10 protein-coding genes and 1 pseudogene are annotated in these 15,426 nt (G+C 70.0%); 4 read left to right on the top strand and 7 right to left on the bottom strand.

Annotation, left to right across the window (positions count from 1 at the left end):
* Window positions 1-201: 201 nt before the first annotated feature.
* The 4 genes from ABZV38_RS35855 to ABZV38_RS35870 are packed head-to-tail and all read right to left on the bottom strand — an operon-like array spanning window position 202 to window position 5,930.
* Window positions 202-2,223, bottom strand: coding sequence for an acetoacetate--CoA ligase (locus tag ABZV38_RS35855; protein WP_356332634.1), 2,022 nt, complete (start codon window positions 2,221-2,223; stop codon window positions 202-204).
* Window positions 2,224-2,239: 16 nt separating this feature from the next.
* The gene (locus ABZV38_RS35860) at window positions 2,240-3,853 is read right to left on the bottom strand and encodes a bifunctional 3-(3-hydroxy-phenyl)propionate/3-hydroxycinnamic acid hydroxylase (RefSeq protein ID WP_356332636.1); all 1,614 of its coding nucleotides are present in this window, start codon (window positions 3,851-3,853) and stop codon (window positions 2,240-2,242) included.
* Window positions 3,850-4,788 carry a fumarylacetoacetate hydrolase family protein gene (locus tag ABZV38_RS35865; RefSeq protein WP_356332637.1) on the bottom strand — a complete coding sequence of 313 codons (939 nt, stop codon included), beginning with the start codon at window positions 4,786-4,788 and terminating at the stop codon, window positions 3,850-3,852. Before ABZV38_RS35865 ends, ABZV38_RS35860 begins: the two co-directional genes overlap by 4 nt.
* Window positions 4,785-5,930, bottom strand: coding sequence for a VOC family protein (locus tag ABZV38_RS35870; RefSeq protein ID WP_356332638.1), 1,146 nt, complete (start codon window positions 5,928-5,930; stop codon window positions 4,785-4,787). The genes ABZV38_RS35865 and ABZV38_RS35870 overlap by 4 nt, the downstream gene beginning before the upstream one ends.
* Window positions 5,931-6,067: 137 nt before the next feature.
* Between ABZV38_RS35870 and ABZV38_RS35875 the strand changes: the two genes are divergently transcribed.
* The 3 genes and pseudogenes from ABZV38_RS35875 to ABZV38_RS35885 form a co-directional block, all read left to right on the top strand.
* Window positions 6,068-6,703: a TetR/AcrR family transcriptional regulator gene (locus ABZV38_RS35875; protein ID WP_356332639.1), complete on the top strand. Its 636-nt coding sequence runs from the start codon at window positions 6,068-6,070 to the stop codon at window positions 6,701-6,703.
* 193 nt (window positions 6,704-6,896) lie between these two features.
* Window positions 6,897-9,083, top strand: a complete 2,187-nt coding sequence (locus ABZV38_RS35880; protein WP_356332641.1) for a SpoIIE family protein phosphatase — start codon at window positions 6,897-6,899, stop codon at window positions 9,081-9,083.
* Between the two features lie 240 nt (window positions 9,084-9,323).
* Window positions 9,324-9,476, top strand: a pseudogene (locus ABZV38_RS35885) (IS21 family transposase); the annotation flags it as partial.
* Window positions 9,477-9,834: 358 nt separating this feature from the next.
* On the opposite strand, the gene ABZV38_RS35890 reads toward ABZV38_RS35885, so the two are convergent.
* Together ABZV38_RS35890 and ABZV38_RS35895 are read right to left on the bottom strand one after the other, a co-directional pair.
* On the bottom strand, window positions 9,835-10,881 hold the full coding sequence (locus ABZV38_RS35890) for a zinc-binding dehydrogenase (protein WP_356332642.1): 1,047 nt from the start codon (window positions 10,879-10,881) through the stop codon (window positions 9,835-9,837).
* Window positions 10,882-11,013: 132 nt separating this feature from the next.
* Window positions 11,014-14,235, bottom strand: coding sequence for a cytochrome P450 (locus ABZV38_RS35895; protein WP_356332643.1), 3,222 nt, complete (start codon window positions 14,233-14,235; stop codon window positions 11,014-11,016).
* 236 nt (window positions 14,236-14,471) lie between these two features.
* On the opposite strand from ABZV38_RS35895, the gene ABZV38_RS35900 reads away from it, so the two are divergent.
* Entirely contained in the window at window positions 14,472-15,089 is a 618-nt protein-coding gene (locus ABZV38_RS35900; protein WP_356332644.1) for a TetR family transcriptional regulator, read from the top strand.
* A 6-nt stretch (window positions 15,090-15,095) separates the two neighbouring features.
* Here ABZV38_RS35900 and ABZV38_RS35905 read toward each other — a convergent pair.
* A partial coding sequence (locus ABZV38_RS35905; RefSeq protein WP_356332645.1) for a transposase family protein occupies window positions 15,096-15,426 on the bottom strand: 331 nt, incomplete at its 5' end.

Here is a 15,426-nt window from a genome sequence, read left to right on the forward strand (position 1 = left end):
CACCCATGCGCCGCCGCCCCGACATCACCGCCGCCCCCAGCAGCATCAGCGCCCCCCCCCCCCCCCCCGACGCCCCCCCCCCCAGCCCCCCCCCCGCCCCCCCCCCCCCCCCCCCCCCACGCGGTGGGGACGGGGTTCGCGGAGCCGGGCGGGGCACACGGACCCGGTGCTGTCACATGGGCCTGTGTCCCCTGGCCGACGTCATGTGTGGTGTGTTGACCGCTTGTTCCGCTCCGCGCCCAGGCGGGCGAAGTAGGCGATCAGGTCGGGGTTGTCGACCGCCGAGGGGTTCAGGACCTGCTCGGCGGGGGCGCCCTGGAGCAGGCGCTTGACAGGAACCTCGAGCTTCTTGCCGGTCTTCGTGTGCGGGAGAGCAGGTACAGCGATGATCTCGTCGGGGACGTGCCGGGGTGAGACGCCGGCGCGGATCGCGTCGCGGATCCGGTCGCGCAGGGAGTCGTCCAGGCCGACCCCGTCGGCGAGGACCACGAAGAGCGGCATCCAGTAGCCGCCGTCGGGTTCCTCCGCACCGATGACGAGGGCCTCGATGATCTCGGGGAGGCGTTCGACGACGTCGTGGATGTCGGCACTGCCCAGGCGCACGCCGTTGCGGTTGAGGGTGGCATCGGAGCGGCCGTGGACGATCACCGAGCCGTGCGAGGTGAGCGTGATCCAGTCGCCGTGCCGCCACACACCGGGGTAGGCGCCGAAGTAGGCGTCGCGGTAGCGGCTGCCGTCGGGGTCGTTCCAGAAGTACAGCGGCATGGACGGCATGGGACGGGTGACGACCAGTTCGCCGACCTGGTCGAGGACAGGGGTGCCCGTCGCGTCGTAGGCGGCCAGCGCCACGCCCAGGCCGGGGGCGGACAACTGCCCCGCCCAGACCGGGGTCGTGGCGGCACTGCCGGCGAAGCCGGAGACGATGTCCGTGCCGCCGCTGGTGGAGGCCAGCTGGACGCCTGCGCCCACGTGGTCGCGGACCCAGGGGTAGGCGGAGGCGGGCAGAGCGGAGCCGGTGCAGCCGATGACGCGGACGGCCGACAGGTCGTGCACGGAGGGTTCGATGCCCAGCTTGGCCATGGCCAGCAGGTACTGAGGACTGGTGCCGAAGACGGTGACCTTGTGACGGGCCGCCAGCTCCCACAGGACGTCCGGACGCCCCTGCGGTGCCGGGCTGCCGTCGTAGGTGCAGGTGGTGGCACCGGTCAGCAGGGTGGAGACGACCAGGTTCCACATCATCCAGTGGGTGGTGGTGTACCACAGCAGGCGGTCCCCGGTGCCCAGATCGGTGTGCAGGCCGAGCATCTTGAGGTGTTCGAGCAGGACCCCGCCGTGCCCGTGGACGATGCCCTTGGGCAGGCCGGTGGTGCCGGAGGAGAACACCACCCACAGAGGGTGGTCGAACGGCACCGAGGCAAAAAAGAGGTCCTCGGTGCGGGTGGCCGCATCCTCCCAGGGCACCGTCAGCCCCGGGTGCCCGCCCTCGGGCCAGGCGAGGCCCACGTGCTCCACGAGCACAGTGGCCTTCAGCGTCGGCAGGGCGGTAGCCAGTTCGAACGAGGCGGCACGGCGGTCGTGTGTGGTGCCGTTGAAGAGGTAGCCGTCCGCTGTGATCAGCACCGTGGGTTCGAGCTGGGCGAAGCGGTCGGCGGCGGCCTTGGGTGCGTAATCCTGGCCGCACACCGACCACACCGCGCCCAGGCTGGCGGTGGCGAGGAAGGCGATGACGGCGTGGGGGGTGTTGGGCAGATAGCCCACCACCCGGTCGCCCTGTCCGACGCCCAGGTCGCGCAGGGTGGCGGCGACGGAGGCGACCCGGGAGCGCAGTTCCCGGCCCGTGATCTCGTAGCCGGCTCCGGTCTCGTCCAGCGCGGTGATGGCGGGAGCGTCCGGCTGCAGGTTGCTCAGCGCGTGGTGGGCGTAGTTGAGGGTGGCGCCGGGGAACCAGCGGGCGCCGGGCATGGTCTCCTCGTCCAGCACCCGCTCGTACGGAGTCGCCGCGTCGATGGCGAAGTATTCCCACACCGCCTCCCAGAACCCTTCCAGGTCGGTGACGGACCAGCGGTGCAGGGCCTGGTAGTCGGTGGGGTCGGGAACGCCGTCGGCGCTCTTATGCCGGGCGGCCCATCCGGCGGCGAAGTCCGCCATGCGGCTGCGGGCTGCCACGTGCGGGTCGGGAGTGAAGAAGGGTTCCGGGTACGGCGCGAGGTGCGGGCTCGTCATGGTGTGGTGTTCCTCGTCAGGGGGCGGGCCGGGCATCGGCGGTACGGCGGGCCGTGTGCAGCAGGGGAGCCCAGGCGGCGGTGTCGGTGAAGTCGCCGGTGCGGGCCGGGACGGTGTCCATCACGACTCGGTCGGGGCGCAGCAGGACAGCGTCCGACCGGCCGCGTGCCAGCCAGGCGGCCAGGGTGCCGTCGTCGCCCAGGTCGTCGACGTGGATTGTCGGGGCGCCCAGTGCCGTGGCCACGGTCGTCATCTGCGCCGTGGGCGGCACAGCGGTCAGGACAGCGAAGGAGTCCCCGAGGACGTCATCGAGGCGCACTCGTCTGCCGTCGTGCCGTACCCAGGGCTGCGGGCAGAAGGTGCCGGCCAGCACGCGACCGGTCAGCCTGGGGCGGCGCCGTACGAGTGGACCGGCGGTCAGGGCGGGGCTGAGGTCACGGCTCACCGCCTCGGTCACACCGGGGATGCGGCAGACCGTGCCCACGACGGCCCGGCGGAACGCCGCACCGCGGTCCTGCCCGCCGGTCATGGCCCAGCCGACAGCGACCGCCACGCGGATCACATGGCGGGCGTGCGGCTTGCGCTCGCGTTCGTAGGTGTCCAGCAGCCCCGCGGGTGCGCCCTGTTGGAGGACGCGGGCGAGCTTCCAGGTGAGGTTATGGGCGTCGCGCAAGCCCGCGCACAGACCCTGCCCGACGAAGGGCGGAGTGAGGTGGGCGGCGTCGCCCAGCAGGAAGACACGCCCCCTGCGCCACCGGTCGGCGAGACGGGCCCGGAAGGTGTATTGCGCCTGCCGGATCACCTCGAAGTCGTCGCCCGACGAGGCATCGGGCGGCAGGTCCACCCAGGGGGCGACCAGCTCGCGCAGGCGCTCCCATCCGTCCGGGCCGTCCAGGTGCTGATCGTCGGCCAGCCGGAACTCCCAGCGGTAGCGGTCCTCCCCGACGCGCATGAAGGTGGCCGGCCGGGTGGGGGAGCAGATCTGCTCAGCGCCTTCCCAGGTGCGCACCGGGAGGCTGGTGCGCACGTCGATGACCCGCCAGCTCTCTTCGAAGTGCAGATCCTCCCAGAGGGTGCCGATGGCGTCACGGGTGAGGCTGCCCGCACCGTCGCAGCCGAGGACGGCATCGGCCCACAGGTGCTCCTCCTCATCGCTGCCGTCGCGCCGGAAGGTGACCTGGACCGGACCCGTCGGATCGTTCGGTCCGTCCACGTCCTGGGTGACGGACACGGCCTCCACCCCGCTCCACAGCTCGCACTCCGGGCGGCGCGCCAAGGCGTCACGCAGCAGGCGTTCCAGCTCGGGCTGGTTGAACATGCTGGTCTGCGGGAAGCCGTGGTGTCCGTGCATGGACCGCGGGAATTCGGTGATCATGCGGCGCCGGGCGTCCAGCAGCCGCAGCCCGGGCGCCGGGCGGGCGAGGGCGGCGAATTCCTCGTGGACACCGACGCTCTGCAGGATCCGGCGGATCTCGTCGTCCACGACGACGGCGCGCGGCAGGGGGTAGATGTCCCCGTGACGTTCAAGGATCAAGCTGCGCACTCCGTGCCGGGCGAGCAGCAGGCCGGCCATGACCCCCACGGGTCCCGCACCGATGATCACCACCGGTCTCCGGGATGCGGCCTTCATGATGCGTCCGTAACGGGGGTCCGCTGCTCGCCGAGGTCGATCCGCCCGTCCGGGGTGGCGATCGTGGCGGTGATGAGGTCACCGCTGTGCAGGTACTTGGGGTTCTTGGCCTGGCCCTTGAAGAACGCCTTCCACTTCAGTGCGGGCGGCAGCAGCGCACCGATCTTCTCGGCCGCCTTGGGCGGGGCCTTCAGGGCCGTGCCGCCGGGAGTGCCGGTCAGCAGCAGGTCGCCCGGGTCGAGGGTCTGGAAGCGGGCGAGCAGGGTGAGCGCCACTGCGGGCCGTACGATCATGTCGGCCAGCGTGCGGTCCTGGCGCGACACGCCGTTGACCGACAGCCGCAGCCGCAGGTTCAGCAGATGCGCGAAGTCCTCGGGCTCCAGCAGGGCCAGGTACGGCCCCGTCGGCGTGAAGGTCGGATAGGACTTGCTCTCGTAGAACTGGGTCTTGGTCAACTGGACGTCGCGGGCGCTGACGTCGTTGGTCAGGACAAGGCCGGCGACGTAGCGCGGCAGGTCCTGCTCCTCGACGACGGTGCCCACGGGCAGGGTCGCGCCCATGACGAGGCCGAGTTCCACCTCGTAGTCGAGGAACTTGACGTGCGCGGGACGGATGATCGTGTCATGGGGGCCGCTGACCGAGCCGGACGCCTTGCGGAAGAAGGTGGGCGGGATCTCACCGGTGAAGCCCGAATCCTTGGCGTGGCTGCGGTAGTTGACCATCTGGGCGACCACCCGGCAGGGGGTGGTGACCGGCGGCAGCGCCACCAGGTCGGCGACGGGCGTGCCGCTCTCGGCGGAGGCGGCGGCCTCGCGGACCGCGTCCCGGTCGGCGAGCAGCTCGGCGGTGGTGGCCGCCTTGGTCTCGACGCGGACGGCGCGCTCGTCCCCGACGACCCACCAGCCGTCGGTGGTGCGCAGAACATTGGTGCTCATGAGCTCATCGCTTTCATCAGGCCCAGCAGGCGTGCGGGATCGAGTTCGTTGTCGCCACGCAGGGCCGTGATGACCTTGCGCAGCTTGGCGGGGGACGGGGTGGCGCCCAGGAAGTCGCGGGTGACCGGCGGCCCCCACTGGGCCAGGCCGCTCGCCGACATCGGGGCCCAGCCGGGCTCCAGGTCGCATGAGAACAGGTCGCCGTCGGCGAAGTGCTCCAGCATGAAGTGGTCGGGGTCGCGCCAGTAGTCGAACAGCTGGCTGCCCTGGATGTGCCGGCCGATGCCCCAGCTGCGCTGGTAACCGCGCTCGGTCAGGTACTCCCCGCCGGCGCCGATCGCGTCGAGGTCGGTGACCTGGTAGGCAGAGTGGACGTAGCCGGTTCCGGGCCCCAGGTGCAGCGCCAGCGTGTGGTGATCGACGGCCACGCTCCCCTGGTCGCACCGGACGAACGCCATCGTCGGCCCGCGCTCGCGCTGCCCGTCCAGGAACAGGAAGTCGGACACGATCATCCCGAGGGTGTCCAGGTACCAGTCCAGGGTGCGGGCGAACACTCTTGTCTCCAGCACCACATGGCCCAGCCGCTGGATACGGGACGGCTCACGGGGCGGACGCTGGGTTGCGTTCGTGCGACGGTGATCGGTACCGAAGTTGAGGATCAGCGGCTCCTGCTCGGGCAGCTCGGACAGCTGCTCGGTGCCGTGCACGACCCGGACCGGCAGGCCCGAGGGATCGAGCAGGGCGACCGACTGCCCACCGCCCGGTACGCCGATGTCCCGGACGGTACCGCCGGTGGCGCGGGCCAGCCGGTCGAGGTCGGCCCGCTCGGCCGCGCGGAACGCCGGTCCGATGAAGCGGGACGTACGCCCCTTGCGGATCACCATGCACGGCGAGCCCGCGAAGGTGCCGCGCAGCCACAGCTCGCCCTCGGTGCGGGCCGCGATCGCGAAGCCGAAGTCACGGGCGAAGACCTCGGCCTGGTCCAGGTCGGGCTTCTCGAACTCCAGCCAGGCCAGGTCGGCCGCCTTGATCACGGGATTCCGGGACCGTCCCGGATGCTCACCGCGCAAGGCGCCCTGCTCACTGTGGAGGTCTTGGTGGGGCGTCTGGGGAGCGGCCCTGTTAACGGGGGTGTGGGACATGGTGTCCTCCAAGCAACACTGCTGTAATGAGGAAATCATCAACTTTGCCGTTACCCGTCGTCAATAGGGTGGACCCAAATAATTGATGATCTCATCACTAATGGCAGACTCATCGCGACGGTTGTTACACTCGCCGTATGCCGACGTCAGCCCCGCCCAAGAACCGCTTCGAGCGGCGCCGTGCCGAGACCCGTCAGGCGCTCGTCCGTGCGGCCCGGCAGATCCTCGCGGAGACCGGGGACACCAGCGCCAGCATCCAGGCCATCGCCGAGCGCGCGGACGTCGGTTTCGGCTCCTTCTACAACCACTTCGAGTCCAAGACGGAGCTGTTCGACGCCGCGGTGACAGACGCCCTGGACGAGTTCGGGCAGGTCATCGACGAGCGCGTACAAGGAATCGACGACCCGGCCGAGCTCGTCGCCGCAGGCTTCCGGCTCACCGCCCAGATGGCCGACTCCCACCCTGAACTCATGCGGATCCTGCGTGACCGCGGTCTGGCCCAGATCCACACCGATCGCGGCCTCGCCCCTCGAGCCCTGCGCGACCTGGAGACCGGCATCGCCTCGGGCCGCTTCACCTGCACCAACCCGACCACCGCCCTGTCCGCCCTCGGCGGGACCCTGCTGTCCCTCGTGGCGCTGCGGCTGGCCCGCCCCGACCTCGACGGCGACGAGGCCGCCTCGGACCTGGCCGAGATGGTCCTGCGCATGCTCGGCGTCCCGCCGGACGAGGCCCACCAGGTGACCCGGCGGCCGCTGCCCGACCTCAGTTGACCCGGAGCACCGGCTGCGCCGGGCCCCGTGGACGCCGGAAAGCCGTGGGCGCCACCCCGTCCGCCGGCGGCCGCGCCGACCCTCGGCCTCGGCCCCGACCAGCCCTTGAGACCGGGCTCCTCCCGGACACCGCGCAGCCAGATGCGGCCAGCTGAGGCTTCGCGGTCCACCAGGACGGCGTAACGTCGTCAGTGTGGACTTCACCGCGGACAGTCTCCTGTCCCGTGCCGCGCATGAACTCAGCCCGCGAGCGGACGAGGTGATCCACGACGTAGAGCAATGCCTGCGGCGCGAGGTCCCCGAGCTGTGGGACGAACCTGACATCGCACAGATGACGCGGGAGAACGTCGCCGAGCACGTCATCGCCATGCTTTTCGGCATCGAACACGACATCGAGCCAAGGCACATCGATCCGCCGGCCGCCGACGCAGAGCGCGCGCGTAGGCTGGCTCAGCGCGGGAAGCCGGTCACAGCGATGCTGCGCGCCTTCCGGCTCGCGCAGGGCCATTTCCTCGACCGGCTGCTCGAAGAGCTGCCCCGGCTCACCAGCGATGCAGAGCCGATCAACGCGGCGACACGCAAGCTGATCGCACTGTCGACCGAGTACATGGACCACACATCGGAGACGGGCGTCCTGGCCTTCCAGGAAGAGCGGGATCGCCAGGTGCAGTGGCGACTGTCAGTGGTGAACGAGGCGAGCGTCCGCGTCGGAACGACCCTTGACATCGCCCGCACCGCCCAGGAGTTGGCGGACCTGGCCACCGATCACCTCGCCGACGCCGTCACCGTCGACCTCCTCGACACGTCTTCCGGAGAGGAGCCTCCTGCGAAGGGCACACTCGTGGTCCGCCGGGTCGCCCAGCGGTCGGTGATGGACGGTTACCCCGAGACGACCAGCCTGGAAGCGATCTACGGGGAATCGTCGATTCCGCCGCAGCTGCTCCACAGGTATCCGGACGGATCCCCACCGGCTCGCGCCCTGGTCACCGGCCAGCCCTCACGGCACCACCTCGGCCCGTCCGCATCAATGCTGCTGGTACCACTGTGCGCCCGTGGCACCACGCTGGGTGTCGCTCAGTTCTTCCGTCACCACAAGCCCGACGCGTACGGGGACGAGGACCTGCTCCTCGCCCAGGAGATCGCAGCCAGGGCGGCGGTGGCCATCGACAACGCCCGCCGATACACGCACGCGCGCGCCACCGCCCTCGCCCTCCAGCGCAGTCTGCTCCCGCGCAGTACACCCGAGCAGTCCGCCGTGGAGGTCGCCTGCCGCTACCTGCCTGCCGCCGCCGTGCTCGGCGTGGGCGGCGACTGGTACGACGTCATCCAGCTGTCCGGTGCCCGGGTCGCACTCGTGGTGGGCGACGTGGTCGGCCACGGCATCCACGCCGCCGCCACCATGGGCTGTCTGCGGACCGCCGTGCGCACCCTCGCCGACATCGACCTGCCGCCCGACGAACTCCTCACCCACCTGGACGACGTCGTCATCCGCCTGTCCGCCGAGGTCTCTTCCGAAGTCTCTGCCCAAACGGACACCGAATCCGCGGGGGACATCGGGGCCACCTGCCTGTACGCCGTGTATGACCCCGTCGCCGGCTGCTGCACCCTCGCCCGCGCGGGCCACGTGCTGCCCACCGTGATGCCCCGGGACGGAACCGCCGACATCCTCGAGCTGCCCGCCGGCCCGCCACTCGGCCTGGGCGGCCTGCCATTCGAGTCGGCGGAGATCGACCTGCCCGAGGGCAGCCTCATCGCCCTGTACACCGATGGCCTGATCGAGGCCCTCGACCACGACGTCGAGGCGGGCCTCACCCGACTGCGCCGAGCCCTCGCGCAGTCCTCCACCTCCCTGGAAGCGACCTGCGACACCGTCCTCGAAGCGCTGCTGCCCGCAGACCGACCGCACGACGACGTGGCACTCCTCCTGGCCCGCACCCACACCCTCGGGGACAGTCAGGTCGCCACCTGGGACGTGGATGCCGACCCGGCCGAGGTCGCCCGGGTCAGAGCGAGCGTCTCCGAGCAGCTGACCACCTGGGGACTGGAGGAACTCGACTTCACCACCGAACTGGTCGTCAGCGAACTGGTCACCAACGCCATCCGTTACAGCCGGCCTCCCATCCAACTGCGTCTCATCCACGATCGCACCCTCATGTGCGAGGTCGCGGATGCCGGGAGCACGACTCCGCACCTGCGCCGGGCCCGTGTCTTCGACGAGGGCGGGCGAGGTCTGTTCCTCGTCGCCCAACTCGCCGAGCACTGGGGAACGCGCCATGCCCGCCGCGGCAAGACGGTCTGGGCGGAGTGCGCCCCGGGCACGCCGGAGCTCTTCTCGGACATGGCAGCACTGGACGTAGAGGGTATTCCTGGGGTCGTATGAGCACCATCTCCCCCGGCACGCCCAGACGTTCGCGAGGCTTCTCGGGGGCTTCGACTGGCTGAGGATGCAGCACCTGTCCGCGTAACGTGAACGCGCCCAGTCACGTAGGGATGAACGTGCCCCGTTCTTGATGTGCTGAGGGTTGTCGGTGGGCAGTCCGCCCCGGTCGCCCCGCCCGTGGGGCCGCGCGCGGACCTGGCCCTCGGCGGCTGGTGGATGAGGTCGCGCCACTGATCGCACGAGGCCCGGCCCCCCATCGCTGAGGAACTGGGCATCAGTCCCGGTTAACTGGCTGGCCTGCACCGCAGGTTCGAGGTCGTCCCCGGGTCACAGGCCCAGGTCGACTGGGGAGATGAAGGGAAGATCCTCGCCCACATCGGGATCCCGAAGGTCTAGTCGTTCCACATGACCTTGTCCTACTCGCGTGCCCCGTTCTGCTTCAGAGGAGCCGGTTCTGGCACCCAGGTACGAGTCGCCAGCAGCGGTTCCGCAGTCCGCAGCGGAAGGAGTCACCTGATTCTCCACTTCGGCGTGGCGCTCACCGGGAGACCTCGCGTTCCGTTCCTCCCGCGGCAGCCCGTACATCGGTGCGGCCCGCCCAGAGGCTGCTCGCGTTGCCCGACTTCACCTGCCCCGGAGTCGGTATGCGCCAGACCCGGATACCGGGAAGCCGTGGGCGCCGGTGCCCCCTCAAGCACCGGCGCCCACTCACCCCTGCCCGAGTGGTCTTGATGAACTTTCTGTTCAGTTATCAGGGGACGAGGATGAGGCGGATCGGGTCGCCGATCTTGTTCTCCAGCCGGTTGACTGCGTCGGCGGCCTCGGCGAGCGGGATGTGGTCGGTGATGGAGGGGGCCAGGTCGAGACGGCCGACCTCGGCCAGCCTCACCAGCTCGGTGACGGACTCGGGGCTGCCGCCGTAGTGGCCACGCACCTGCTTGCCCAGGTAGTTGAAGGTCAGGCCCTCGGTGATGGTGAGGGGCCTGGGGCTGATGCCAACCAGGATGAGGGAGCCACCCAGGCCGAGTGCGGCGGCGGCCTGCTCGCGGACGGCGGGCACGCCGGCGCAGTCGAAGGCGAAGTCGAGGCCTCGTCCGGCGGTGGCCGCGCGGACCTGGTCGGCGAAGTCGTCGGCGGCCGGGTCGAGGGCGAAGTCCGCGCCGAAGGCCAGGGCACGTTCGCGGGCGCTGGGCAGCGGGTCGACGGCGATGATCGGCGCGGCGCCGACCAGGCGGGCGAGGCGTACGTTGTGCGCGCCAACTCCGCCCACGCCCCAGACGCCGACGGACTGGGCGGGGCGTACGCCCGCGGTGGTGACGATGGCGGCGTAGGGGGTGGAGACCGCGTCGGGGATGATCGCGGCCTGGTCGAAGGGGAGGTTGTCGGGGATGGGGATGAGGGTGTCCTCGCGGGCGACGGTGTACTGGGCCCAGCCGCCGTCGTAGTCGATGCCGGCGGTGCGCATCTGGGTGCAGGGGCGGCTGCGCACGCAGCCGGCGCACTGGCCGCAGGTCTTGCCGGCCTCCAGGGTGACGCGGGTGCCGACGGTCAGGCCGCGCTTGAGGTCGGGGCCGAGGGTGTGGATCACACCGGCGACCTCGTGGCCGACCGTGACCGTGTCGGAGGTGGCGAACAGCGGGACGAGGGAGCCGTCGAGCAGGTGGACGTCCGACAGGCAGACGCCTGCGGCCTTCACCTCGATCAGGATTTCACCCGGGCCCGGAACGGGGACGGGGACCTCCTCCACGGCGAACTTCTTGCTGTCCAGGTGGAAGCGTCCGGCGAGCATGGTGTCCATGAGGATCTGCTTTCTGAGAGCGGCATCCTGGCAGGTAGGGCCGATGGGTGCCGTGTGGTGACTCGGGGTGAGTGGTGGCCGGGAGGCGCGCGGGGCGACAGGTCCGCCGCACGCCTCCCGGAGTTCGGGGGATCAGGCGAAGACGTCCTGCTGGTAGCGCTCGTCGGCTTCGAGCTGGGCGAGCCACTGCTGGGCGGCCTCGTCGTCGCTGCCGGTCCGCTCGCGGTAGATCGCGGAGAGCGCCTCGCGCACCGCGGGTGCCATGCGGCGGCCGTCACCGCAGACGTAGAGGTACGCGCCGTCCTGGATGGCCTGCCACACGGTGTCGGCGGCGTTGGCGATGGCGTTCTGCACGAACCGGGCCGGGTGGCCGGTCACCGCGGAGTAGGCGGTGTGCACCTGGGCGATCCCGGCCTGCTCCCAGGTCTGCATCTCCTGCTGGTAGAAGTAGTCGTGCTCCGGGTGGCGGCAGCCGACGAAGACCTGGGACAGGCCCACCTGGGTGCCGTTCGCGTGCTGGTGGGCACGCTCCTCCAGGAAGCCGCGCAGCGGCGCGATGCCGGTGCCGGGGCCGATGAGGATCAGCGGCGTGGCGGGGTCGGCCGGCGGGGCGAAGGTCGGGGAGGGCACGCGCACGTAGCCGTAGAAGACGTCTCCGGGCTTGAGGCCTGCGATGTAGGAGGAGCAGGTGCCGCGGTACTGGCCGTCGCCGGACAGGGCCGGGCCTTCCAGCAGGCCGACGGTCAGCCGCACTTGGCGCGGGTTGGCCAGCGGGGCGGAGGAGATGGAGTAGAAGCGGGGACGGATCGGGCCCATCATCTCCAGGAAGACCGCCAGCGGTAGCTCGACCGCGGGGAAGCGCTCCAGCAGGCCCAGCACCGAGACCCGCTTGCCCAGGATCTCGCGCTGGTACCGCTCCTCGGCCTCCTCGGTGTCAGCCGTGTAGGCCTGCAGCTGCGGCCGGGTCCACGGGCACTGGGTGTGCTCAGCCAGGGTCTGGATCTGGGAACGGGTGGCCACGTCCTGCAGCTCCACGAACTCGGTGAGCAGCAGGCCTGCGGTGACAGCCGTGCCCACCGGCAGGTGGGTCCGGCCCCCCGCGGGCATGTCCAGGCGCAGTACCTGGTCACGCTCCACGTCCAGGCGGACGAGCGCGCGGTCGACGAGCTGCTGCTCGTTCTTGGCGAAGACGGCCAGGTGGTTGCCGGTGTCGTAGGTGACGCCTTCCGGCAGTTCGATGGTGATGGACTTCGCGGCCGGGCGCGGCGGCTCGATACTGAAGTCCCACAGCCCGGTCGCGTCGCTGACGAGTTCCTCGTTGGCGACGACGGTCAGCGAGTAGGCCTGCTCGGAGACGATCGCGGGGCGCACGTCGGCCTCGGTCAGCAGCTGCACCTGGTAGCGCGGGCCGCTGGCCTGGGAGGTGTCGGCCGCGTACTCCTCGGCCAGGGTGGTCCACAGGGTGTCCATCCAGCGTGTGGCCATGCCGTCGAAGTCACCGGCGGCATCCGCGATGCCGCGCTCGATGATGGGGGTGGCGCCGGCGGCCAGCAAGCCTTCCTCGATCCGCTTGGGGAAGCCCTGGTAGGTGGCCACCCACTGGGTGTTGCCGGCACCCAGCAGCGCGAACTGCACGTTGGACAGCGAGCCCTCCGGGAGTCCGGCGGCGAGCAGCTCGTCGAAACGCTGCGCGTTGTCCGGGGCCTTGCCGTTGTAGCTGGAGGCCACGACGACGAGCAGGCCCTCGGTGGGCAGGTTGTCGCCCAGCTCGTCCAGGCCGACCAAAGAGGTGCCGAATCCGGAGCGCTCGCCGCGGTCGGCGATGGTGCGCGCCAGGTCCTCGCACGAGCCAAGGCTGGAACCGTAGGCGACGGTCAGGTCCACCCCGACACCGCTGACCGCGGCCTGCGCCTGCGTGTCGTCGGTCTGCAGGTCCGCGGCGCCGAAGACGGTGCGCTCGTGCTCCTGACGGGACCGCACAACCAGCTCGAAGTTGCCGGGCTTGCGCGTCAGCGCCTCCCGCACGTCCATCTTGTAGTCGGCCATGTCGGAGAACTTGAACTTCTGCAGCACCAGCGCCAGAGCCAGGCGGGCCTCGGTGAGCGCGAACTGCCGGCCGATGCAGGCACGCACGCCGTTGCCGAACGGCTTGTAGGCGTGCGGGTGGTGGTTGACCCGGTTCTCCGGCAGCCACCGGTCGATGTCGAACTCCTCCGGCCGGTCCCACGCCTTGGGGTGGGTGTGCAGCGGGCCCTCGAGGATGTTGACCCGCGCTCCCTTCTTCAGCTCGTAGCAGCCGCCGATGACGGTGTCCTCCAGCGGGGACTTGCCGATCAGCGGGATGGGAGCCCACAGGCGCAGGGTCTCCTCCAGGATCCGCGGGATCACGTCCATCTGCATGATCGTGTCGTAGTCCGGGACCGTGTCGCCCGGCAGCAGCCGGTCCACCTCGGCGTAGGCCTGGGCCAGGACGTGCGGGTTGCGCATCAGCGAGTACGTGGCGAACGACAGCAGACCACTGGTGGTCTCGTGACCGGCGATCAGGAACGTCACCACCTGGTCACGGACGTTGTCGTCGTCCAGCCCCTTGCCGGTCTCCGGGTCGGTGGCCTCCAGCATCAGACCCAGCAGGTCCTCCTCACCCGTGACCTTCCCCTCACGGCGCTCCTTGATCACACTCTCGACAAGGTCCCGCATCTGCTGGATGTTCTCGCGGTACTTCTTGTCATCGCCCTTGCGGAGTTTGGTCATCATCGGCAGCTCCTGCGAGCGCCGCAGCGACTCAACCAGCGCCTCCAGCAGCGCGTTGAGGAAGGGGTGCAGATCCTCCTTCGCGAAGGAGTCGAACCGGTAACCGAACCCCGACAGAGCGATGGTGTCCAGGGTCAGCCGGGTGTAGTCGTCGGTGATGTTGACCGGCTGGCCCTCCTTGCGCTCCCACTTGCCCGCCAGGTTCTGCGCGATCTCCAGCATCTGCCCGTAGTAGCCCTTCATCGCCCGCTGGCTGAAGGCCGGCAGGAGGATCCGGTGCGCCATGCCCCACTCCTCCTCGTACTGATGGGCCGTGAACAGGCCCGCACCCGTGAAGTCCCGGACATGGTTCAGCGGCGTCTTCTCGATCTGCTTGTAGAACCGTGTCTCGTCGCAGACCTCGGCCACCAGGTCCGGGTCCCAGACGAAGACCTGCTCGATGCCGGCGATCTCCATGCCGTAGAGGCCCTCGGGGAACCGCTTGGACAGCTCGCCGAAGTACTCCACTGGGTTGGTGCTGGGGATCTGCGGCGTGTGGCCGAGGAAGGGGACCCCGCGCGGAGACCGGATGGGTCGCAGGTCGTTCTTGGACTGTGTGGTCATGGCTTGCTCCTTAAGGCAGGGAGGGATGGGCAAGGGCGCCGGTCGATGCCGCGGTGCATCACAGAAACATACGCCGTATGGAAGTAGTACCATACAACGTATGGAAAGTCGACTGCAGCCAGCCCCGTGAGGGCGACCACCATGCCGCCGCGTGTACACATACGCTGTACGAAACTGGTACCGTACGGGGTATGGAAAAGGCGAGGCATCCCCCGCGGGGAACCAGGAAGAGAGAGGTGCCTCTGACCGAGGCCGGGATCTATGCCGCCGCCGTGCGGCTCATCGACGCGGACGGGGTCGATGCGCTCACCATGCGCAAACTCGCGACCGCGCTTGATGCGAACCCGATGTCGCTGTACCACCACGTGCCGAACAAGGACGCCGTACTGCGCGGCGTGGCGAGAATGGTCGGCACCCAGTTCCGCACCGTGACACTGGAGGACGCTCCCTGGCAGGAGCGCATCCGCCTACTCGCCACGGATTTCCGGACGCTGGCGCACCGCCACCCGAAGCTCATGGCCTACTCGTTCAGCCACCAGGCGGACTTCATCCAGCCCGAAGACCCGTTCTGGGTTTCGCTCGCCGCGATCCTGGACGCCGCTGGGGTGCCGCACTCCGAGCTCCCGCAGATCGCCGCTCTCGTATGCGCCGTCATCACCGGTGTCCTCACCGCCGAGCTCAACGGCGCGCTCCACCAGTGGTCGAACCTCAAACCCCCCATTGTCGGCGACGACGGGCTCACCCCCCCAGACCATGACGAGAACCGCATCTTCCGCCTGGCGCTGGACACGATCATCACGGGTCTGGAGAGCCGACTCGCTGCCGCTGGTGACGGCCAGGTCGCCGGCCATTGAGCTTTTTCAGCGTTGCCTCTCCAGGGTGAGGACGGCTTTGGCCACTGACGTGAGGCGGTTGGGGCTGCAGCGGGCATGGCGGAAGATGCGCCAGCGCTTGAGGGTGGCCATACCGCGTTCGACGGGGTACCTGAGCCGGGCGTGCGCCCGGTTCAGCGACCTCTGCCCGATGGTGAGCTCCTTGCCAGGCGGTCGCCTGATCGGCACGACGCAGGTGCCGCCGGCGCCGATGTAGGCCAGGCCAGCCAGGGCGGGCATGCCGAGACGGACGCAGGTGGTCACGATGTGATGCGTGCGGGCCGCAGTCAGATCGTGGACCCGCCCCGGCAGGGCCCCG

This window comes from Streptomyces sp. NPDC005181 (assembly GCF_040608395.1).
Classification (GTDB): domain Bacteria; phylum Actinomycetota; class Actinomycetes; order Streptomycetales; family Streptomycetaceae; genus Streptomyces.

Bases quoted from the DNA above. Each gene is read 5' to 3' on its own strand.
- ABZV38_RS35855 (WP_356332634.1), bottom strand. From the start codon at position 2,223: ATGACGAGCCCGCACCTCGCGCCGTACCCGGAACCCTTCTTCACTCCC.
- ABZV38_RS35860 (WP_356332636.1), bottom strand. From the start codon at position 3,853: ATGAAGGCCGCATCCCGGAGACCGGTGGTGATCATCGGTGCGGGACCC.
- ABZV38_RS35865 (WP_356332637.1), bottom strand. From the start codon at position 4,788: ATGAGCACCAATGTTCTGCGCACCACCGACGGCTGGTGGGTCGTCGGG.
- ABZV38_RS35870 (WP_356332638.1), bottom strand. From the start codon at position 5,930: ATGTCCCACACCCCCGTTAACAGGGCCGCTCCCCAGACGCCCCACCAA.
- ABZV38_RS35875 (WP_356332639.1), top strand. From the start codon at position 6,068: ATGCCGACGTCAGCCCCGCCCAAGAACCGCTTCGAGCGGCGCCGTGCC.
- ABZV38_RS35890 (WP_356332642.1), bottom strand. From the start codon at position 10,881: ATGGACACCATGCTCGCCGGACGCTTCCACCTGGACAGCAAGAAGTTC.
- ABZV38_RS35895 (WP_356332643.1), bottom strand. From the start codon at position 14,235: ATGACCACACAGTCCAAGAACGACCTGCGACCCATCCGGTCTCCGCGC.